This is a genomic window from Undibacterium sp. Rencai35W (assembly GCF_049340185.1).
Classification (GTDB): Bacteria; Pseudomonadota; Gammaproteobacteria; order Burkholderiales; family Burkholderiaceae_D; genus Undibacterium.
Map to the genome: position 1 here is coordinate 63,856 of NZ_JBMPPC010000006.1, position 20,316 is coordinate 84,171.

Consider the following 20,316-nt stretch of genomic DNA (forward strand, 5'->3'; position numbering starts at 1 on the left):
CTTCGCACTCTGATGGATGGCTGGATCGATTACTTGGATATTGCGGATGGTTTTTTATAGGCGATCCACAATAAGATGATACCGCCGGCAATCATTGGCGCCGATAACATCTGACCCGCTGAAATCGTTACGCCGAATGCGCTGACCACGTAGTCAGGTGTTCTGAAATACTCGGTGAAGAAACGGGTGCATCCATATAACAGCACAAACATCGAGCCGACCGCTAGACGGGGCCGCGGTTTGCTGGCAAACCACCATAGAACGATAAACAGCAAGACGCCATCAACCAGCGCCTGATAAATCGGAGAAGGATGGACTGGTTGTTCCAACCCCGGCCACATCATGGCCCAGGGCAAGTCTACAGAGGCGATTCGTCCGGGCAGCTCATGGTTGATGAAGTTGCCTATACGGCCTGCGGCATAACCCAGGGGAACCAAGGGGGCAATAAAGTCATACACATCTGCCAAATGGCGACCGCTGCGGCGCGACCATAAGTACATCGCGATCAAGACTCCAATGAAGCCGCCATGAAAAGACATCCCGCCGTGCCACACCATGAAGAGTTCTAAAGGGTTGCTGAATAATTCAGCGGGACGATAAAAAATGAATTCACCTATTCTGCCGCCAAGAATGACACCTAAGACACCGTAAAACAACATGTCGTCAATATCTTCCTTTTTCCATCCGATTACGGCGACATGGGGTAAGCGTATGCGCAAGCGCCCCAGTGCAACAAACTGGACAAAGGCGACCAAATACATCAGACCGTACCAATGCACGGATAACGGGCCTAATGTAAATGCTACCGGGTCAGGATTCGGGTGTATCAGCATGTTGTATCTTTCGTTCGTAGTAAGTCCAGAAACGCGCGTAATACCGGAGACGCGTTATCCTTGCGCCACGCAACTCCGATTTCTACTGCGACGCTTAATTCGGGGAGATTCAGGTAGGTGACACCCGCGCGTTTTAAATTCGAGACAGATTGTGGCACAAGCGCGATCCCCATGCCAGCCGAGACCAGGCCGATAATCGTTTGCATCTGTATCGCCTCCTGACCAATCTCTGGAGTAAGGCTGGCTTCACGAAAACAGCTGAGGATCATGTCATGCAAAGCTGGGGCAATTTTTCTGGGGAAAATGATGAGCGGATGTTGCTTAAAATCTTGTAGCGAGGCGGATTTTTTATGCTGGCTTAAAGAATCTGGTATTGCCAGGATCAATGGCTCTGATAATACTTTCTGATAGTTAAGTGTACTCGTCAGATAATCTGGTACCGGCGGAATCATCAAGCCGGCATCAATCTCTCCTCGTTCTAACGCCGAGAACTGCACATCACTGGTAGCTTCGCGCAACTCAATGGCGACAGCAGGGTGAGTATGGCGGAATTCCCTCAGATAAGGCGGCAGCACACTGTAGTCGGCTATCGAGACGAAAGCCAATGACAAATGACCACTCGCGCCATTCGCCGCACGCTGCACCAACTGGGCTAAATTTTGGGTCTGTAAGACGATACGCCTTGCTTCCGGCAACAGTGCAAGTCCTGCGGCTGTCATTACGATGCTTCTGGTGCTGCGGGTAAACAATGTCGCCCCCAGACTTGCTTCAAGTGCTTGTATCGCTTGTGAGAGCGGAGGTTGCGTCATATGCAGCTTTGCTGCTGCACGGCCAAAATGCATTTCATCCGCCACGGCCAGGAAGTAACGTAATTGTCGTAATTCGAGATTCATATTCACCGCGTCTCAATGATGGGTGAATCATATATTTTGCTCAGGGTAGAGAGCAAGACAAATTATCTCTGATTAAAAGCCAGGCTCGGATCATCGTGTTGAAAACGGCGCTCAGTTACAGCAACTACAGCAACTACAGTAGCTACTGTAATGAGCATTTATCGCTTACCGTTTTTTTTATTGTCGAATGCGCGTTTGACGCGCTCGTTTTTGATTTTTTCAAAATGTGCATGGTCCTTGCGTTTGTCGAGACCCAGCATGCGTTCAAAAAATTCAAACCATAAAAACGCAGCAAAGGCGAGTCCAACAATCCACCACCAGGATAAATTGTCCAGGAAGCTGATCTCCAAATATTTAAGCAGCGACAGCAGAGCAATAACGATAATGATAGGCATAATAATTCCTTTGGATAAATAGTAGAAGTAATTTACGCCATGGTCAACCGCATGTTGTCTGAGATCGTTTGCTACTGAAGAAACAAAACGCAGTAAAATGCGATACGTAGTCTTTAACCTGGAGAAAAAGCAATGAAATATTCTTTGTTGATAAGCGCCGTGCTGGCATTCGCTGCATCTGGTTCTGCAATGGCAAACGCAGATTTGGCGAAAGCAAAAAACTGTATGGCATGCCACGCAGTTGCTAATAAAGTAGTTGGCCCTGCGTATAAAGATGTAGCGAAAAAATATGCTGGTGATAAAACAGCAGAAGACAAGCTAGTTAAAAAGGTGATGGCTGGCGGTACTGGCGTTTGGGGAGCTATTCCGATGCCGGCAAATCCTCAGGTTACAGAAGCTGAAGCACGTACTTTGGTGAAATGGGTGTTGGCTTCAAAGTAATGCAGTTTAGCGAAATCAGTTAAAGAGATTACTTAGATCAATATCAAGTTCAATTACTTGATTGATCTGACACGATCACTTCAGCAATAATTACTTAAGTAATAACATAAAAGCCCGACTTCTCGGGCTTTTATTGTTTGTGTGGTACGTCTAAGAACATTGCAGAATATAGCGGAGATAGTAAAACGAAAAAAAACGCGACGAGTCAAAGACGGTCGCGTTTTTTAAAGAAGGCTGGGTAAGCAGCCTGTCTTGAATTACTTCACAACTTGAACAATCTCACGTTTGCCGCCTTTGTATGTGTACAAAGTCAGAGTACCGTCTTTGATGTCGCCTTTAGCATCGAATTCGATGTCGCCAGTGATACCTTTATGTTTGATCTTCGCCAGGAATGGCAGGTACTTAGCTGGTTCTGCAGATTTTGCCTGAACCATTGCGTCTGCCATCGTCATCACAGCATCGTAAACATACGGTGCGTAGATTTGTACTTCGATACCGAATTTTTTCTTGTAAGCAGCTTTCCAGTCATCGCTAACTTTTTTCTGCGCTTCCAACACACCACCAGCTTCAGCACAAACTACTTGACCTTCGCCAATGCCATCACCAGCCAGTTTGACCAAGTCAGCGGAGCAGATGCCGTCGCCGCCCATGAATTTAGCAGTAATGCCCAGAGCTTTCATCTGACGCAGCATAGGACCAGCAACCGCATCCATACCGCCGAAGAAAATCACGTCTGGATTTTTTGCTTTGATTGTGGTCAGGATCGCGCTGAAATCAGTAGATTTGTCTGTTGTGTGCTCAGTTACGACAACTTCAGCACCTTTGGATTTTGCACCTTTAATAAATTCAGCAGCAACACCTTCGCCGTACGCTGTTTTGTCATCAATTACAGCGACTTTTTTCGCTTTGTTGATTTGCACTGCATAGCGACCCAAAGTGCCACCCAATTGGCCGTCATTCGCTACTACGCGGAACGCACCTTTGTAGCCTTGTTGTGTGTATTTTGGATTTGTTGCAGATGGGGAAATTTGAGGGATGCCAGCATCGTTGTAGATTTTTGAAGCTGGAATTGTTGTACCAGAATTCAAGTGACCGATTACGCCGTTTACTTTCGCGTCAACCAGTTTCTGTGCTACGGTTGTACCTTGTTTTGGATCTGCGCCGTCATCTTCGGTCAACAGTTCGAATTTTACTTTTTTACCGCCGATCATCACGCCTTTAGCGTTCAGTTCTTCGATCGCCATTTTGGCACCGTTTTCATTGTCTTTGCCCAGATGGGCAATCGCGCCGGAAATTGGACCTACGTGACCGATTTTAACAACTTGTTCTTGAGCAGCCGCAGCACCAGCGAAAGCGAAAGCAATTGCGCCAGCCAGTGGAATCATTTTAGTTTTGAACGACATGAACATACTCCTAAGGTTTAAAAAAAGTAGGACAACATTACTGCATCTCTGACTTATTCAGATAACTGAATAGCCAGAAGGTACAACAGAAAAATTAATTCGCAAAGCTATTTTGTTTGTTTTTTTGGTAAATACGACGATTTTTATATGCCCCAATATCGAGCACTTGACAAGGTAGATCGCAAGCTTTTGAACTTGCTGCAAAAGGATAATCAGACCCCCACCAGAGTGCTTGCTGACAAGCTGCACATCTCGCAGCCTACCTGTCTGCGACGCATCAAAGATTTGCGCGAAGCGGGCATCATTAGTGCAGAGGTCGCTATGGTCGATCCGTTTGCACTGGGATATGGCATGCTGGCTTTTCTCGAGGTGTCGCTGACGAATCAGTCTGATGAGCATATGCACGCATTTGAAGCAGGCATGAACAAAGAAGCTGAGGTGATGCAGTGTTATTTTGTGTCTGGCGAATACGATTATTTTTTGGTGGTACATGTGATTGATATGGATGCCTATTATCAATTTGTGCGACGCGTCATTTCTGGTTCTGGCAACGTCCGTCATTTCCATTCACGCTTCCCGATGAAGCGCGCTAAATTTGCAACACGCATTGTGTTCGATGAAAAAGCGGCCGAGCTGCCGGTCCGGGTTGCTAAATAAGCGGCTTCGGGACCGCGCCAGTGATCACTATTGTCTGGGATTCTTAACGCCTGTGCCTTTGTGTAGATAACGCAGGTGCACTGCAACCGGATGACAGCGATCGCAGAAATCAATTCTTTGGTTTAGGCATGGCGCAGTCGTGAGGATGCGATATGTTGGTGTAGTGGTGAGTTGACGATGAATGTAGTCGTTCATCAATACGAGAGGCAGTTTTTAGTATGGCTTTTATAAAGCCTGCCGCTGAGATGCGATGTGGTGCGAGACAGGATCGCACTAGTCTTGACGCAGCAATATATCGTTATTGCGAGACTTTTAAATGGATAATGAAACGATGTGATGCGATTAAGTAGGCTAATTTAGAAATCGCCGAAACTGAATCCGCTGTTTTGATGCGGGCTCGCAGAGGAAAACCTGCTACAAGCCGCATTCAGACTAGGAGTTCATGCCCGGTATCTAAAAAAATGAATTGTGATGAATTTTTTCAACGAAGTTATTTTGAAATTTTTCCGTTATTCAGGCGGGTACCAACACACCACTGGGGTGACGTCTGTCCATGCCGGTGAATGCGAATTCAACGTCAGGAATCTTGCCCGAGACGATATCGGCAATCGCGCGTCCCGAACCTGCTCCCATAGTCCAGCCAAGAGTGCCGTGACCGGTATTGAGAAATAAATTACTGAATTTGGTTTTGCCAATATAAGGCACGTTGGATGGTGTCAGCGGACGCAAGCCTGTCCAATAGGTCGGGTTGTCGTAGTCACAGGCGTTTGGAAATAGTTCGCGGGTGCGGCGGGTGATGGCTTCACAACGGGCCGTATTTAAATCGCGTCCATAGCCGTTGACCTCACAGGTTCCTGCCACGCGCAGGCGGTCACCCAAGCGAGAGACTACTAACTTATAGCCATCGTCAGTGAGGGAGATTGTGGGGGCCTCGTCGGGATTGGTAATCGCATAGGTCGCTGAGTAGCCTTTGCCCGGATAAATCATCAGATTGATACCTAATGGTTTGAGTAATGGCTGTGAAAAACTGCCCATCGCCATGACGAAGGCATCTGCCCGCAATACCTTGTGGCGACCGGCGGCATCAATGACCTCGACCCCGACCACCTTGGCACCGGCACCGCTACCTTCGGTCAGCAATCGTGTGACGCTGGTATTGTATTGAAAATCGACTCCGGCCTCCGCCGCTTTGGTGGCTAAACCGCTGGTAAATTTATATACGTCACCGGATTCATCTGTTTCGGTATAGTCGCCACCGACGATTTTGTCACGGATGCGTGCTAGTGCCGGCTCTATGCGGACAACTTCGTCAGCACTGATGGAGTCGCGCGGGCAGCCAAGGTCGCGCATGAGCTTGGCGGCGGGAAGAGAGTCGTCGAACTCTTTTTGCTCAGTATAAAAATGCAGAATACCTTTGGTCAGGCAATCGTAATCGATCCCTGTTTCTTTACGCACAGCCTGCAAGGTCTGGCGGCTGTATTCTGAAATGGCGACGATCTGGCGGATATTGTCTGCCGTACGGGCTGGCGTACACTCACGCAAAAAGCTCAGTCCCCAAATCCATTGCAGCCATTCGGCACGCGGACGAAATAGCAAGGGTGCGTCTTCTTTGCCTAGCCATTTTAGTACCTTCAGCGGTGCTGACGGATTAGCCCAGGGTTCGGCATGCGATACCGATATCTGGCAGCCATTGGCAAAGCTCGTTTCTTGTGCTGCACCGGGTTGACGTTCGATTACGGTGACGTCGTGTCCTTCTTTTTTTAAAAACCAAGCGGATGCGGTGCCGATGATACCTGCGCCTAAAACGATAACCTTCATGGGGCGAATCTCCCATTGTGTGATAGCGAGATTGTAGAAAGTTATTGAATGTTAATGTATTCAATAACTGGCGTGATATTTTTATTTTTGGAAGAAAATATTTAAAGCGTGTTGTTAAAACAAAAAAATATCATATTTAATGACTTATTTCGAAATTTTTGCTTTGGTGATTTCTTGCGTGACTGCGCGGGTGATGACTTCCTCTATGGTTTTGTGTAAACCACCGCGGATGTCCAGTGCCAGACCTTCAACAGCGGTTTGCAAAACATCGGCCAGGCTATCTCTGACGCGGTGTTCCAAGACGAAGTCCACGCGTGCTAATACCTGGCGCAGTACGTTTTCCCGTAAGGTTTGTTCCAGTTTTTGCCATTCGTCTTCACTGATACTTTGCTGCGACATTTGACCAGATGCTGGTGTCGCTATTATTGCAGCGCTATTGTGTGTCAGATCAAACTCATTGCCCGGCTGAATAATTTCAGTAAGGACGGGGATGCTTGCATCGATTTGATTACTCATAATGAGGATGATTTACGTAGTTTTGGCGGTAGTATGGGACAAGGTATGCCCCTGCTGCTGATAAAAGCGATAGCGTTCCCGGCCTGCCAGTTTCGCGTTTTCGTCGATGGCGATGATTTCTATCATGCGCTCAAATTGATCAAAGTGCGCAGGTGACACATCCGTCAGATTAATTAAAATATCGTGATGCGGCACGGGCACTGTATCGTCGTACGTGAGAATAACTGGCGTCTGCTCAGCCAGCCGGTCACCAGCCATCACATGAGGCAAAAAATCGGCTTCTGAAAACGTCCAGAGTGCATTATTTAATGCCTCAAGCTGTGCCTTGTTGCTGTCAAACACCACAATCTTACATTGTGCCGCTCTGGCCTTGCGGATCAGGCGACAGGTGTAATTGAGCTTGTCCGGCACATTACTATGAAAGTCGATGCGTGTCATGGGGTCTCATGGGGTGCCATTGAATATGATTAAGTAGGATTGAAGCTCAATTCCCGACTAAAGCGATATCGCTCGTTATATTGTTTTTCCGTATGACTGAAAAACGTCCTTTAACATGACGTGAGATGTCAGAACCGGAAACCAGATTCAGCGCTGGTAGGAGGTGGCGGCGGTGCTTTGCGTTTTTTTCTGTTAGGCGTTGCATTGTCGTCAGCAGTGTCGTTTTTTGCAGCAGGTACCGTTGTGGGCGCAGCAGATTCTGCAGCGGCGTAACGATAATCTTTAGGCAGCTGATCGGTCTCTGGATAGCCTGCCTTGCTTAATGCCGTGCGCCATTCGCTGGTATCCAGGCCGCGGAATTTGATATTGCTGATCACGAGTAAAGGCAGTTGCGTGTCGCCGCTCACTTGTTGTAATTTATCGGCATCTTCTGGCGTCTTGACAGTTTTCTCGGAAAAAGGAATGCCGTTACCTTTCAGGAATACCCGTCCCTCATTGCAAGGTGTGCAATTGGCGGCGGTGTATAAAGTGACCGGATTTTTTGCGACGGCTGCCGCCAGCTCTGGTGGTAAATTGCTCGCAGGGCTGCCTCCATCATAGGACTTGGATTGCACTTGTTTTATCGAGGAGGGTGGTGGGACGTCGCTATAGGTGACTTTACCGTCAGGGCCTACCCATTTATATAATTGTGCCTGTGCGCTCGTTGCTATCAGCAGGCTGATGAGTAAAAAGCTTACTTTCAGTGCGGGATTGATTGATTGACGATTCATCTGTTTCTCCAAAAATCAGGCTGCCATACCATGATGGCGTAATAAGGCATCTACCGTAGGTTCGCGGCCACGGAAGGCCTTGAAGGATTCCAGTGCCGGGCGTGAGCCACCGACTTCTAATACCTCCGCCTGGAATTTTTGCCCTACGCTACGCGATAGTGTACTGCCTTCTGCCTTGCTTGCCTCTTCAAACGCAGCATAAGCATCGGCCGACAACACTTCAGCCCACTTATAGCTGAAATAACCCGCAGCATAACCACCAGCAAAAATATGGCCGAAAGAATGCTGAACACGGCTGAAATCCGGTGGTGTAAATACGGATACCTGTTCCCGTACCGTATTCAGAATCGCCTGCACGTCATGTTGGCTACCGGTGCAGACTTCATCATGCAGGCGCATGTCAAATAGAGAAAATTCAACCTGACGCAGGGTTTGCATACCCGACTGGAAGTTCTTGGCAGCGATCATTTTGTCGTACAGATCGCGTGGCAGCGGCGCACCGGTCTCGGCATGCGCCGTCATGCCTTGCAACACATCCCATTCCCAGCAAAAATTCTCCATAAATTGCGATGGCAATTCGACCGCATCCCATTCGACGCCAGAGATACCGGAGACTGATAATTCATCGACCTGCGTCAATAGATGATGCAAGCCATGACCAAACTCATGGAACAAAGTGATCACGTCATCGTGTGTGAACAAGGCGGGCTTGGTGATGCCGTCAACAGTCACCGGCTCATTGAAATTGCAGGTCAGATAGGCAACGGGGGTCTGGATGCCATGTGCCGTACGGCGGCGACCACGTACATCATCCATCCATGCACCACCGCGTTTGCCATTGCGGGCATACAGGTCGAGATAGAATTGGCCCACCAGCTTGCCGTCTTTTTCTATGCGATAAAACTTGGCATCCGGATGCCAGACCGGTGCGTTGTCTGCCTTGATGTTGACTGCGAACAAAGTCTGGATCACATTAAATAAGCCTGCGATGACCTGCGGCTCGGCAAAATACTGCTTTAACTCTTGTTCGGAAAATGCATAACGCTGTTCACGCAATTTTTCTGAAGCATAAGTGGTATCCCACGCTTGCAGATCTGCGATGCCCAGCTGCTCACGGGCAAACAGGCGTAGTTCTGCCAGATCTTTTTCGGCAAATGGACGGGCACGGTTCGCCAGATCAAGCAGGAAGGCACTGACTTGTGCCGGTGTGTCCGCCATCTTGGCGACCAGCGATACCTCTGCAAAATTCTGATAACCGAGCAGGCTGGCTTCTTCCTGACGCAGTGCGAGTAATTCGGCGATGATGACGGTGTTATCCCATTCAGGATTGCTGCCTAATTCCGACGCTTTCGTCGCATTCGCGTGATAGATTTTTTCACGCAATTCACGGTTGTCCGCATATTGCAGTACCGGAAAATACGAGGGGAAATGCAGGGTAAATTTATATCCTGTCTTACCGTCTTTTTCTGCTGCTGATCTGGCCGCTTGCAAGACGTCTTCTGGCAAGCCTTTTAATTCGGTGATGTCATCAATGAACAGTCCGTAATCATTGGTCGCGTCGAGTACGTTTTCGGAGAATCTGGTGGATAAAGCCGCTTGTTTTTCCTGTATCTCGGCATAGCGGATTTTTTTGTCATCAGACAGCTCTGCGCCGCCCAGGCGGAAATCGCGGACGGCATTATTGATGATGGTTTTTCTGGCTTGTGAAAACTGGTTGAACACTGGACTGGCTTGCAGCGTTTTGTACTTATCGAACAGCGCAAGATTCTGGCCGAGAGATGTCCAAAATTCGGTCAGCAATGGCTGATTTTCATTGTAGACAGCGCGTAATTCCGGCGTGTCGACGACAGCATTCAAATGACCGACGATACCCCATGCGCGTCCGAGTTTTTCGGTCGCGTTTTCCAGTGGCTCAACAAAATTCTCCCAGGTGACCTGCGCCGCAGGAGCTTCCAGAGCAGCGACGACCGCACGGTTCTCTTCTAGCAAACTGGCAATTGCGGGGCTGACATGTTCTGGTCTGATTGCTGCAAATTGCGGTAAATCGCTAAAGTCGAGCAGGGGATTTTGTTGAGTCATCTGTTTACCTTCATAAAATCAAACGGGTCTGGAGATTGCCGTCGGTTGCATGCGATTAGATACAATTTTGAGTACGATTAAATACGTTCGGCAGCTTCGATTGTATTGACTAGCAACATCGTGATCGTCATCGGACCGACGCCGCCCGGTACCGGTGTGATGTAGCCTGCTACTTCTTTGACGTTGACATAATCGACGTCGCCGCATAATTTGCCTTCATCGTCGCGGTTCATGCCGACATCGAGTACGACAGCGCCTGGCTTGACCATGTCGGCAGTCACAATATTGCGTTTGCCGGTTGCCACCACGAGAATGTCCGCATTGCGTGTATGTGCGCCTAGATCGCGGGTCTTGGAGTTACAGATGGTGACGGTAGCGCCCGCTTGCAAGAGCAGCATCGCCTGTGGCTTACCAACAATATTCGATGCGCCGACTACGACGGCATTCGCGCCGCGTACCGGATAATCGATGGACTCCAGCATTTTCATGACGCCATATGGTGTGCAAGGGCGAAACAATGGCTGACCAGTCATCAGCAAACCAGCATTGCTGATATGAAAACCATCGACGTCTTTGTCGGCGGCGATGGCTTCGATAACTTTATTCGCGTCGATATGTGCCGGCAGAGGGAGTTGCACCAAAATTCCGTTGATCTTGCTATCTTTATTCAGGCGGTCGATGTGCGCGAGTAAAGCCACCTCACTCAAATCGGCATCGTATTTTTCCAGTACGGAATAGAATCCGCAGTCCTCACAGGCCTTCACTTTGTTGCGCACATATACTTGGGATGCCGGATTTTCTCCGACTAGAATCACTGCCAGACCGGGTTGTTTGCCTTGCGCGGTCAATGCGGCTGCGCGTTGTGTGACTTCGGTGCGAATTTGTTGGGAAAGCTGGGTTCCGCTGATGATGTGGGCTGTCATGATGGGCTTTGCAAAAGAAGATCAAGGCGAGATTATAAATTATGCGATGTATCGCGGCGGAACATTACTTGATTAAGTGAGGGCGGAGATAGATTGACTTGACGTTCTGATCGCGCGGGAGCCGTATCGGTGGTGATGTAATGTCTGATTGCAGGTCGTCTCGCAGCTTATCTGTACCTCATTATTGACTAAATAGATGCAGATAGTAGATGTAAAGAATTAAATACTGGGGGTAAGTATATTTTTATCGCCTATATAAAACCTGCGGAATAGCGCATGTTTTATATGGCAATGGGGGGAGTATAGTCATCTCTGGCACTAATGCCGTTATTGCCAACAGATAAAATGCCCGGTGGGCAAAGCCATTCTGCGCCTGATTCAGTGCCGGTATTGCTTAAACGCAAACCAGGCAAGAGCCAGTAATCCGCAGGCGGATACGACTAGCAGAACCTTCAAGGATGTAGACGGTGATTTGCTCTCGCCAGATGAAGCGGAGGAGCGCCGAGATTTAGTGCTACGAGGGTTTGATGTGCTGGTGACGTTTTGGGCGAGATCTGCGGTCAGCAAGGCAAGCACTGGCGTCGGGTCGAGTTTGAGCAATTTAGCATAAGCGCGGACAAAGCCTTTGACGATGGCCGGCTCGGGCAAGCTGGCATAGTCGTCAGTTTCAAGTGCGCGTATCTGACGAGGTGCCAGCCTTAGTTGTGATGCCACCTGTTCTACAGTCCAGCCCAGTGCGTTTCTGCCGGCGATCAGTCTGTTACCCGGTGACTTGGCTAATCTTTCCGCATCGGCGGCGGACAATTCGGGGGCGATCGGCTGCCCCAGGCGAGATTTGATCAGTTCCTGATATTGAAAACTACCGGTCGGTTCAAACGATACTGGCTCGCCTGATATTGGATCACTCATCCAATCCTCACATGAAAGATGACATTTTAATAAAACACAATCTCACTATATCATCATAGCGTACGTTTTTTAAGCCTGAGTCTGATACTAAGTGTTACCAGAAGTTCAGTAAACCGAGTTTAGGTTCAGGTTGATAGAGGCATAATCAGTCGCTTATAAAGGAATGACCACGGCTTGGCTAAAACTTCCCTGCAATATCGATTGGCCTCGCATCACTGAGTTGAGGCTGTTTGCAATACTACCTGCATTATTGATACTTATTTGCGCTCACTAAGTCGTCGTCTTGGCGTAGTGTTTTATCTGACTTGACCGAACTGTCGTAAAACCAACGCGTGATTCGCATTCATGGACTCAAGTCTGTCGCTGATTTGCCGAGAATCAGGTAAGCTGCCGTACTCTCAGGCAATATTTTCGTCGGGTAGTATGTCAGTCTGATGCTGCAAAGAAAGCTTATCTGCTTCAGCTGCAAAATCAATCATCGCCACTGGTATGCAGATCTGCTTTGCCGGAGAAAACAGAGAGATAATTTAGCCGCACTGGTAAAGAAATGATGTGCCACCCGTTTTGACGATGGCTGTGATCTGATTTGCTGCTGCCCCTGCGTCGTTTTTGGATAAAACAATGATTAAAATTGCCGTCGTTTCTTACAATGAGGAAATCCCCGCGCAGCCACTGTCTGCTATATTTGGTGCGGATCAAGCGACCATAGGACGGAGCGACGATAATTTTTTCGTATTGCCGGATCCCAAGCATTTTGTATCTCGTTCTCAGGCAAAAGTATGGAGCGACGGTACGCGTCATCAGCTGATTAACCTGAGCCTCGCCAATCCTATTCAGATTAATGGCAAAGAAATTGATGCCGAGCGCGCTTACGATATCCATGCCGGCGATCAGATTCATATAGGTTTGTACCTGCTCCGTGTCTGTGCGGCAGATGAAGAGAGTGGTGTGGGCGATCCACAGAAGCAGATTCAAACTACCGGGACAGAACAAAGCAACACGTTTGCTGATCAAAAAAACCCTGCACGTCCTGCTATTGCTATACCGATGCCGAAACTTCAGGCGGCAGCTAGTACCAGACAGGTTCAGCCACCGCAGTTTTTATTGCGGCCCGAAACCAGCGAACAGCCGAAAGTCCCGAACCCCATGACAGTGTCCAATCCGGTCATCGCCTCAGATAAGGTGGCAACTCCTGCTCCAGCAAGCATAACGACAATTGAGCCACAAGCAGCGGTTAAAGGTTCCGAGATATCCAGAGCGCCTGCTGACGCCAGCGATTTGCTACAAGCATTTTTAAAAGGCGCTGGTCTTCCTGATCTGAACTTGTCATCAGGACTGACGCCCGAATTGATGGAAACCATGGGCAAGCTGATGGCGACCTCGGTGAAAGGCACGATGGGCTTGATTTCCCAGCGCGCCTTAGTGAAGCGCGAAGTCAATGCCGAGCTCACGATGGTGGTATTGCGGAAAAATAATCCCCTCAAGTTTTTCCCCGATAGCGACACTGTATTGACCCAGATGTTGCGTAAAAAGATGCCCGGTTTTATGGCGCCCGATGAGGCGATGGAAGATGCCTATCTTGATTTGCACGCACATCAGTTGGGTGTCGTGGCGGGTATGAAGGCGGCGATGGATGCCTTGATGCATAAACTCGAACCAGCCGGTTTTGAGAAGCGTGCCGGTGTGCCCGGATTCTTTGATGCGCTCAATCCGGCTCGTCGCAAGGCGATGATGTGGGATCAGTTTGTTGATGTATTCGATACAATCTCGTTGGAATCCAAAGACGAATTTCAATCTTTGTTTGGTAAGGATTTCTTGCTTGCGTATGAAAATGAAGTTGAGCGCGCCAAACAAGATACCAATCTCGCCTGATGAATTGACTCTCCCAATGCGTCTCGACATTGCTCAAATTACCGGTATCGGTGACAGGCAGACTAATCAGGATGCACTTGCCAGTGCAATTGAAGATGATCTCGCCTGCTTTGTGCTGGCCGATGGCACTGGTGGTCACGCGGGCGGTGAGTTGGCCGCGCATCTGGTCACGGACAGTATCGTCGAAAAATTTTTACAAGAAGCTTCCTTCAGTGCACGAGCTTTGCGTTCTTATGTGGACTGGGCAATACATCAGGTCGCACAGCATAAGTTAGGCAACGCCCGGCAGCAGCAAATGAGCGCCACGGTTGCGGCCTTACTCATTGACCAGAGTAATCATTGTGCTTTGTGGGCGCATCTTGGCGATACCCGCATCTATTTGTTTAGAGGCGGCAAAATCATCGAAGTCTCTAAAGATCATAGCCAGGCACAGCGCTTGGTTGACGCTGGCTATGCTGAATATGAGGTTCTGCGCCAGCATCCTCAGCGTAGCGTATTATTTGCAGCGATCGGTGCCGAGGGCGACAGCCATCCAGAAGTGACCTTGGAGGCAACCGCATTGCAGCATGGTGATGCCTTTTTGCTGTGCAGTGACGGTTTGTGGGAATGGATACTTGAAAACGAGATGGAGCAAGTACTGGCGCTGGCCGATAACGCAGACGCATGGTTGACTGCGATGGCGGATATCGCCGTACAACACAACGTGGCAAGTCGTGCTGACAGAGATAATTTCTCCGCTTTTGCTATCATGGTTCGGGATGGGAATGATGGCGTCACAGATGCAGTGGATACAGCCGGGTAGGCTGGACAGGCAGACTAAATACAGTACAAAGTAAAACCTAGAATTCTTTCGGATAAGTCTTGAACACAGAAAAAATACTCCCAGACGGCACCTCTACTGCAGCATCGGCGCATGCTCCAGGGGAGAACTGTCTCGCCATCGGCACGCGGCTGAATGATTTTGAGATTACCGGTGTTCTGGGTGAAGGTGGTTTTGGTATCGTCTATCTGGCATTTGACCATTCTCTGCAACGCACCGTCGCGATCAAAGAATATATGCCGGGCGCGCTGGCAGGACGCACGTCGGATGCAAGTGTTGTTGTGCGGGCCGAGCGGCATAAAAAGACTTTCGACGCCGGTCTGAAAAGCTTTATCAACGAAGCGCGTTTGCTGGCGCAGTTTGATCACCCGTCTCTGGTGCACGTGTACCGGTTTTGGGAAGAAAATAAAACAGCCTACATGGTCATGCGTTATTACGATGGGCAGACGCTCAAGGATATCGTTAATACCAGGCCAGAAGTCATCACCGAAGACTGGCTCAAGGCGATGATCAAGCAAATTCTAGAGGCGCTGGATACCTTATACCGTGCCAAAATCCTGCACAGAGATATTTCGCCGGATAACATCATCGTGCAAAAAAATGGTGACGCGGTATTGCTTGATTTTGGTTCTGCGCGCCAGATTATCGGCGATATGACACAGGGAATTACGGTAATTTTAAAACCCGGTTATGCGCCGGTAGAACAATATTCCGATGACTGTGAAATGACGCAGGGACCATGGACAGATATTTATGCTTTGGCCGCAGTCATCTACTTTACGATGATCAAAAGCTCGCCACCGATCTCGGTCGCACGTGTCGTCAAGGATACTCTGGCGCCACTACAGGGACGAATTTCGTCAGGATTTACAGAACAATTTCTGATGGCGGTTGACCGTAGCCTGGCGATACAACCACAAGACCGACCGCAGAGCGTAGATGAATTTCGTCAGTCGCTTGGTATCGGCGAGCTTGATACCTCCCGTAATGCGCAGGCGAGGCGCGCCGGTGTTGATGCGGATGATGAGGTGGCGAGAATCGCCCGTATCAAAAATGCGCCTTACACAATAGCCGCCACCCCCGCTGTCACCCCCGCCACATTGCTGTCATCGTCAGCGCAGGCAGATGGCAATAAGCGTTTGATACTCAAACCACAGATCTTAGGGCTTGCTTTGCTCGTGCTGATACTGGCGGGTGTTGGTATTTATTTTTCCGCACGCCCAGATGCCTCAAAAGCGCGATTGCCCGTCCCTGATCAACAGCAACAGCCAATGTCGTCAGCCAGCACTGGCATCGCCAATACAAGCTCTCAGCCAGCTACAGCCACAGCAGCAAGCGTACCCGAGCCGAGTCAGGAGCAAGTCGCATGGTCAAAATTAGAGAGCGATACCGAACTTACGCCAAAAGCGATTGCCGCATTTTTACAGCAATATCCAGATGGACAATTTGCTGACGCTGCAAGAATAAAGCTGGCTGAATTAAATAAGCTCGCTGCGCAACCGAAGCAGCTTGTCATCGCATCCGAAGAAAAAGCGATCCGTAAAGGCAACATCAAACTGGCGATCAAGCCCTGGGGCACGGTTTTTGTCGACGGCGTACAAGCGGGAGCCAGTCCGCCTTTAAAACATTTAAATCTCTCCTTGGGAAAGCATAAAATACGAGTAACGAATCCGGGTTTCCCTGATTTTGTCACCGATGTCGATGTCAAGAAAGATGTCGCCGGTAATATCGACCATGAGTTCGTTAACAAATAAGTTTGATCCACATGAACAGTATTTTTAAATTCAGTCAGCTTTGCCTGCTTTCGGTTGTCATCATGATGTCCGGCTGCGAGAGTTTGCAAAAAATAACAGCGCCACTACCACCCAAGCCAGTGGTTAAGCAAAAAGAAGTCAAAGCTGCACCGCAACCGGTGGCTGTCGCGGCGGAAGCCCCTGTAGCGACTCCCCCCGTGAGCAATTACGACGCCGTTGCTTTAAAAGAGGGATTAAGTTTATATAACGATGGCGATTACAACGGCGCGATTAAGAAGTTGAGCGGTACAGAGATATGGAGCGGACATAATAAAGTCATCCAGTTAAGCGCCTTAAAAACGATGGCATTCTCATATTGCGTCACGTCGCGGGCTCAACTATGCCGTCAGCAATTTGAGCGTGCCTTGAAACTAGATCCCAACTTTGATTTATTACCTAGCGAAATTGGACATCCTATCTGGGGTCCGGTATTTTTAAAGGCGAAGAAGGCAAAGTGAGATGAGTCCTTTAGTTCTGTTGAGTCGTATTTAAAAAAACTCCCTAAAAACCTCCGGTGAAGCTAATAGTGAATTGGCTTCACCGGAGGTTTTTTGTATACAGTGCGCTGGCTTTATTTTTTCTTAGCTCCGCGCTGATCCAATATGCGCTGAGTTCCATGAGAGCAGTAAGCTCTATGAGCCTATTGAACTTTTCAGTATCTCTGCGCTACTTTTTTAGAGCAATCCCGCCGGTAGACTTTCATTCACTCCCCCTGACGCATTGTGCTGCGCTGCTCCTATAAGTAAAGACGATCATCGTTTGAGTCTGCTCAATATTAAAATGTTGCGCCGCACACAAAATATCACATTATGAAATCATATATCGCTATTTGAAAAATTAAAAAGTCCTGTTAGAATGCCTTCGCACACAATTAATATGATGTAGATACAAGCACTAATTTGTCGATTCGCCACCGCGCTTCGCTTCGAAAGCGCATTAACAGGAGACCGTGTTATGTCACCCCAGATAGACCAAGTTCTGGCGCAAGCCGTCAATGATCCCGATGTGATGGAAACTAACGAGTGGCTGGATGCCCTTGAATCGGTGATCGAAAACGAAGGGCCGGAGCGTGCCCATTATCTGATGGAGCGCATGGTCGATCTGGCGCGTCGTCGCGGTGCTCATATTCCGTTTTCTAGCAACACCGCCTATGTGAATACGATCCCGGCAGATATGGGTGAACATTGCCCGGGTAATCTCGAAATTGAAGAAAAACTGCGCTCCATGATGCGTTGGAATGCCATGGCCATGGTGGTCAAGGCTAACCGCGTCGATGGCGACCTTGGCGGTCACCTGTCCAGCTTTGCGTCGCTGGCAAATATGCTGGGCATAGGCTTCAACCATTTCTGGCATGCGCCGACTGAAGATCACGGTGGTGACCTGTTGTACATCCAGGGCCATTCTTCCCCAGGTATCTATGCACGCGCCTTCCTCGAAGGTCGTCTGACTGAAGAGCAATTGCTGCATTTCCGTCGCGAAGTCGATGGTAAGGGTCTGTCTTCTTATCCGCATCCAAAATTGATGCCTGACTTCTGGCAATTCCCTACGGTGTCCATGGGTCTGGGCCCTTTGATGGCGATTTACCAGGCGCGCTTCCTGAAGTATCTGCACGCACGCGGTATTGCTGACACTGAAAAACGTAAGGTCTGGGCATTCTGCGGCGATGGTGAGATGGATGAGCCAGAATCCATGGGCGCTATCGGCATGGCAGGCCGCGAGCAGCTGGACAATCTGGTGATTGTCGTCAACTGTAACCTGCAACGCCTGGACGGCCCGGTGCGTGGCAATGGCAAGATCATTCAGGAGCTGGAATCTGATTTCCGTGGTGCTGGCTGGAACGTCGTCAAAGTCATCTGGGGTAGCGGCTGGGATGAGTTGCTGGCGAAAGACAAAGACGGTATCCTGCAAAAAGTGATGATGGAAACCGTTGATGGCGAATACCAAAACTACAAAGCCAAGGATGGTGCCTATGTACGTGCCAACTTCTTTGGCAAACATCCAAAATTGCTGGAAATGGTCAGCAAAATGTCGGATGACGACATCTGGCGTCTGACCCGTGGTGGCCATGACCCACACAAGATTTATGCAGCATTTAAAGTCGCCCAGGAAAACAAGGGCCAGCCTACCGTTATCCTGGCCAAGAGTATTAAGGGCTTTGGCTTTGGCAAATCCGGCGAAGCACGCAATACTGCGCACAATACCAAGAAGCTCGATGACGAAGCCATCAAGGCCATGCGTGACCGCTTCCAGTTACCGATTGCTGATTCCGAATTGCCAGCAATCCCATTCTTCAAACCTGCTGACGACACGCCAGAAATGCAATACCTGCATGCGCGTCGTAAAGAGCTTGGTGGCTACCTGCCGCAACGCCGTCAAAAAGCCGACGAAGCTCTGGTGGTGCCAGAACTGACAGCCTTCCAGGCCATGCTAGAACCAACCGCTGAAGGCCGTGAAATCTCCACGACAGCCGCTTATGTGCGTATCCTGACTGCTTTGCTGCGCGATGCCAGCATAGGCCCGCGCGTCGTGCCTATCATGGTCGATGAATCCCGTACTTTTGGTATGGAAGGTCTGTTCCGCCAGATCGGTATTTTCAGCCAGGTAGGTCAATTGTATGAGCCTGTCGATAAAGACCAGGTCATGTACTACCGTGAAGACAAGGCTGGTCAGATTTTGCAAGAAGGTATCAATGAAGCCGGTGGTATGAGCTCATGGATCGCTGCGGCGACTTCGTACTCGACCAATAACCGCGTGATGATTCCGTTCTATACCTATTACTCGATGTTCGGTCTGCAACGTATTGGTGATCTGGCCTGGGCTGCCGGCGACATGCGTGCACGCGGCTTCTTGCTCGGTGGTACAGCCGGTCGTACGACGTTGAATGGCGAAGGCTTGCAGCATGAAGATGGTCACAGCCATGTACTGGCTTCCACCATCCCTAACTGTATTCCTTACGACCCGACCTTCGCCCATGAAGTGGCAGTCATCATGCACGATGGCCTGCGCCGCATGGTGACTGATCAGGAAGATGTGTTCTACTACATTACCCTGATGAATGAAAACTATAGCCACCCAGGTTTGAAAGCCGGTCAGGAAGAAGGCATCATCAAGGGGCTGTACCAGTTGCAAAAATCCGAACAAACCACCAAGCACCGCGTGCAATTGATGGGCTCAGGCACTATCTTGCGTGAAGTGATTGCCGGTGCTGAACTGCTGCAAAATGATTGGGGTATTGCTGCCGATGTCTGGTCTGCACCATCGTTCACTTTGCTGGCCCGTGATGGCCAGGATGCAGAACGCTGGAACATGCTGCACCCGACTGCAGAACCACGCGTGCCTTACATCGCCCAGTGCCTGAAAGACACGGCTGGCCCTATCGTCGTCGCAACCGACTATATGCGCACCTTTGCTGAACAGGTACGTGCCTTCATACCGAAAAACCGTAGCTACAAGGTCTTGGGTACCGATGGTTTTGGCCGCTCTGATTCCCGCGCCAAATTGCGTGAGTTCTTTGAAGTCAACCGTTACTTCGTGGTCATCGCCGCATTGAAGACACTGGCTGATGAAGGTGCCTTGTCTGCATCCGTGGTGGCGCAGGCGATTGCCAAATACGGTATCAATGCAGATAAACCAAATCCGGTCACTGTGTAATTTTACGTCTGACACCCACTAACATTTCCTGCCACTTTCATTTTTAGAGAGGGGCAGGATGAGCGTGAAGACAGCGTAAAAACCTGGCTTCACCCCAACCGCCAT

General features: G+C 49.4%; 18 protein-coding genes. 7 read left to right on the forward strand and 11 right to left on the reverse strand.

Annotated features, from left to right (window positions below; all coding sequences use genetic code 11):
• Positions 1 to 29 precede the first annotated feature (29 nt).
• The 3 genes from lgt to ACO0K3_RS14190 form a co-directional block, all read right to left on the reverse strand.
• The gene (lgt, locus tag ACO0K3_RS14180) at positions 30 to 833 is read right to left on the reverse strand and encodes a prolipoprotein diacylglyceryl transferase (RefSeq protein ID WP_422985641.1); all 804 of its coding nucleotides are present in this window, start codon (positions 831 to 833) and stop codon (positions 30 to 32) included.
• Positions 827 to 1,726 carry a LysR family transcriptional regulator gene (locus ACO0K3_RS14185; protein ID WP_422985963.1) on the reverse strand — a complete coding sequence of 300 codons (900 nt, stop codon included), beginning with the start codon at positions 1,724 to 1,726 and terminating at the stop codon, positions 827 to 829. Before ACO0K3_RS14185 ends, lgt begins: the two co-directional genes overlap by 7 nt.
• Before the next feature lie 158 nt (positions 1,727 to 1,884).
• Positions 1,885 to 2,121, reverse strand: a complete 237-nt coding sequence (locus tag ACO0K3_RS14190; RefSeq protein ID WP_422985643.1) for a TIGR04438 family Trp-rich protein — start codon at positions 2,119 to 2,121, stop codon at positions 1,885 to 1,887.
• Positions 2,122 to 2,253: 132 nt separating this feature from the next.
• Between ACO0K3_RS14190 and ACO0K3_RS14195 the strand changes: the two genes are divergently transcribed.
• The gene (locus tag ACO0K3_RS14195) at positions 2,254 to 2,562 is read left to right on the forward strand and encodes a c-type cytochrome (protein ID WP_422957061.1); all 309 of its coding nucleotides are present in this window, start codon (positions 2,254 to 2,256) and stop codon (positions 2,560 to 2,562) included.
• A 257-nt stretch (positions 2,563 to 2,819) separates the two neighbouring features.
• Here the strand turns inward: ACO0K3_RS14195 and ACO0K3_RS14200 are convergent, their stop codons facing one another.
• Positions 2,820 to 3,965 carry a branched-chain amino acid ABC transporter substrate-binding protein gene (locus ACO0K3_RS14200; protein WP_422959542.1) on the reverse strand — a complete coding sequence of 382 codons (1,146 nt, stop codon included), beginning with the start codon at positions 3,963 to 3,965 and terminating at the stop codon, positions 2,820 to 2,822.
• 147 nt (positions 3,966 to 4,112) lie between these two features.
• Between ACO0K3_RS14200 and ACO0K3_RS14205 the strand changes: the two genes are divergently transcribed.
• Positions 4,113 to 4,622, forward strand: a complete 510-nt coding sequence (locus tag ACO0K3_RS14205) for an Lrp/AsnC family transcriptional regulator (RefSeq protein WP_422985645.1) — start codon at positions 4,113 to 4,115, stop codon at positions 4,620 to 4,622.
• 513 nt (positions 4,623 to 5,135) lie between these two features.
• Here ACO0K3_RS14205 and ACO0K3_RS14210 read toward each other — a convergent pair.
• The 7 genes from ACO0K3_RS14210 to ACO0K3_RS14240 form a co-directional block, all read right to left on the reverse strand.
• Positions 5,136 to 6,440: a D-amino acid dehydrogenase gene (locus ACO0K3_RS14210; protein WP_422985647.1), complete on the reverse strand. Its 1,305-nt coding sequence runs from the start codon at positions 6,438 to 6,440 to the stop codon at positions 5,136 to 5,138.
• Between the two features lie 144 nt (positions 6,441 to 6,584).
• Complete coding sequence (locus tag ACO0K3_RS14215) at positions 6,585 to 6,956, reverse strand: hypothetical protein (protein WP_422985649.1); 372 nt, start codon at positions 6,954 to 6,956, stop codon at positions 6,585 to 6,587.
• A 12-nt stretch (positions 6,957 to 6,968) separates the two neighbouring features.
• Positions 6,969 to 7,394 carry a DNA polymerase III subunit chi gene (locus ACO0K3_RS14220; RefSeq protein WP_422985651.1) on the reverse strand — a complete coding sequence of 142 codons (426 nt, stop codon included), beginning with the start codon at positions 7,392 to 7,394 and terminating at the stop codon, positions 6,969 to 6,971.
• 128 nt (positions 7,395 to 7,522) lie between these two features.
• Positions 7,523 to 8,164, reverse strand: coding sequence for a glutaredoxin family protein (locus ACO0K3_RS14225; RefSeq protein ID WP_422985653.1), 642 nt, complete (start codon positions 8,162 to 8,164; stop codon positions 7,523 to 7,525).
• Between the two features lie 15 nt (positions 8,165 to 8,179).
• Positions 8,180 to 10,243 carry a M3 family metallopeptidase gene (locus ACO0K3_RS14230; RefSeq protein WP_422985655.1) on the reverse strand — a complete coding sequence of 688 codons (2,064 nt, stop codon included), beginning with the start codon at positions 10,241 to 10,243 and terminating at the stop codon, positions 8,180 to 8,182.
• Positions 10,244 to 10,320: 77 nt separating this feature from the next.
• Positions 10,321 to 11,166 carry a bifunctional methylenetetrahydrofolate dehydrogenase/methenyltetrahydrofolate cyclohydrolase FolD gene (gene folD, locus ACO0K3_RS14235; protein ID WP_422985657.1) on the reverse strand — a complete coding sequence of 282 codons (846 nt, stop codon included), beginning with the start codon at positions 11,164 to 11,166 and terminating at the stop codon, positions 10,321 to 10,323.
• Positions 11,167 to 11,544: 378 nt separating this feature from the next.
• Positions 11,545 to 12,075, reverse strand: a complete 531-nt coding sequence (locus ACO0K3_RS14240) for a helix-turn-helix domain-containing protein (RefSeq protein ID WP_422985659.1) — start codon at positions 12,073 to 12,075, stop codon at positions 11,545 to 11,547.
• Between the two features lie 621 nt (positions 12,076 to 12,696).
• Here ACO0K3_RS14240 and tagH point away from each other — a divergent pair.
• From tagH to aceE, 5 genes are all read left to right on the forward strand, one after another.
• Positions 12,697 to 13,947, forward strand: a complete 1,251-nt coding sequence (tagH, locus tag ACO0K3_RS14245) for a type VI secretion system-associated FHA domain protein TagH (RefSeq protein ID WP_422985661.1) — start codon at positions 12,697 to 12,699, stop codon at positions 13,945 to 13,947.
• Between the two features lie 16 nt (positions 13,948 to 13,963).
• Complete coding sequence (locus ACO0K3_RS14250; RefSeq protein ID WP_422985663.1) at positions 13,964 to 14,749, forward strand: PP2C family protein-serine/threonine phosphatase; 786 nt, start codon at positions 13,964 to 13,966, stop codon at positions 14,747 to 14,749.
• Positions 14,750 to 14,808: 59 nt separating this feature from the next.
• The gene (locus tag ACO0K3_RS14255) at positions 14,809 to 16,521 is read left to right on the forward strand and encodes a protein kinase domain-containing protein (protein WP_422985665.1); all 1,713 of its coding nucleotides are present in this window, start codon (positions 14,809 to 14,811) and stop codon (positions 16,519 to 16,521) included.
• An 11-nt stretch (positions 16,522 to 16,532) separates the two neighbouring features.
• Positions 16,533 to 17,018, forward strand: a complete 486-nt coding sequence (locus ACO0K3_RS14260; protein ID WP_422985667.1) for a TssQ family T6SS-associated lipoprotein — start codon at positions 16,533 to 16,535, stop codon at positions 17,016 to 17,018.
• Positions 17,019 to 17,514: 496 nt separating this feature from the next.
• Positions 17,515 to 20,211 (forward strand): pyruvate dehydrogenase (acetyl-transferring), homodimeric type, encoded by a 2,697-nt coding sequence (gene aceE / locus ACO0K3_RS14265; RefSeq protein ID WP_422985669.1) that lies wholly within the window; start codon positions 17,515 to 17,517, stop codon positions 20,209 to 20,211.
• Positions 20,212 to 20,316: the final 105 nt, after the last annotated feature.

Coding starts and splice junctions, on each gene's coding strand:
- ACO0K3_RS14225 (WP_422985653.1), bottom strand. CDS start 8,164: ATGAATCGTCAATCAATCAATCCCGCACTGAAAGTAAGCTTTTTACTC.
- ACO0K3_RS14250 (WP_422985663.1), top strand. CDS start 13,964: ATGCGTCTCGACATTGCTCAAATTACCGGTATCGGTGACAGGCAGACT.
- ACO0K3_RS14260 (WP_422985667.1), top strand. CDS start 16,533: ATGAACAGTATTTTTAAATTCAGTCAGCTTTGCCTGCTTTCGGTTGTC.
- ACO0K3_RS14205 (WP_422985645.1), top strand. CDS start 4,113: ATGCCCCAATATCGAGCACTTGACAAGGTAGATCGCAAGCTTTTGAAC.
- folD (WP_422985657.1), bottom strand. CDS start 11,166: ATGACAGCCCACATCATCAGCGGAACCCAGCTTTCCCAACAAATTCGC.
- ACO0K3_RS14230 (WP_422985655.1), bottom strand. CDS start 10,243: ATGACTCAACAAAATCCCCTGCTCGACTTTAGCGATTTACCGCAATTT.
- ACO0K3_RS14215 (WP_422985649.1), bottom strand. CDS start 6,956: ATGAGTAATCAAATCGATGCAAGCATCCCCGTCCTTACTGAAATTATT.
- tagH (WP_422985661.1), top strand. CDS start 12,697: ATGATTAAAATTGCCGTCGTTTCTTACAATGAGGAAATCCCCGCGCAG.
- lgt (WP_422985641.1), bottom strand. CDS start 833: ATGCTGATACACCCGAATCCTGACCCGGTAGCATTTACATTAGGCCCG.
- ACO0K3_RS14220 (WP_422985651.1), bottom strand. CDS start 7,394: ATGACACGCATCGACTTTCATAGTAATGTGCCGGACAAGCTCAATTAC.
- ACO0K3_RS14185 (WP_422985963.1), bottom strand. CDS start 1,726: ATGAATCTCGAATTACGACAATTACGTTACTTCCTGGCCGTGGCGGAT.
- aceE (WP_422985669.1), top strand. CDS start 17,515: ATGTCACCCCAGATAGACCAAGTTCTGGCGCAAGCCGTCAATGATCCC.
- ACO0K3_RS14190 (WP_422985643.1), bottom strand. CDS start 2,121: ATGCCTATCATTATCGTTATTGCTCTGCTGTCGCTGCTTAAATATTTG.
- ACO0K3_RS14195 (WP_422957061.1), top strand. CDS start 2,254: ATGAAATATTCTTTGTTGATAAGCGCCGTGCTGGCATTCGCTGCATCT.
- ACO0K3_RS14200 (WP_422959542.1), bottom strand. CDS start 3,965: ATGTCGTTCAAAACTAAAATGATTCCACTGGCTGGCGCAATTGCTTTC.
- ACO0K3_RS14210 (WP_422985647.1), bottom strand. CDS start 6,440: ATGAAGGTTATCGTTTTAGGCGCAGGTATCATCGGCACCGCATCCGCT.
- ACO0K3_RS14240 (WP_422985659.1), bottom strand. CDS start 12,075: ATGAGTGATCCAATATCAGGCGAGCCAGTATCGTTTGAACCGACCGGT.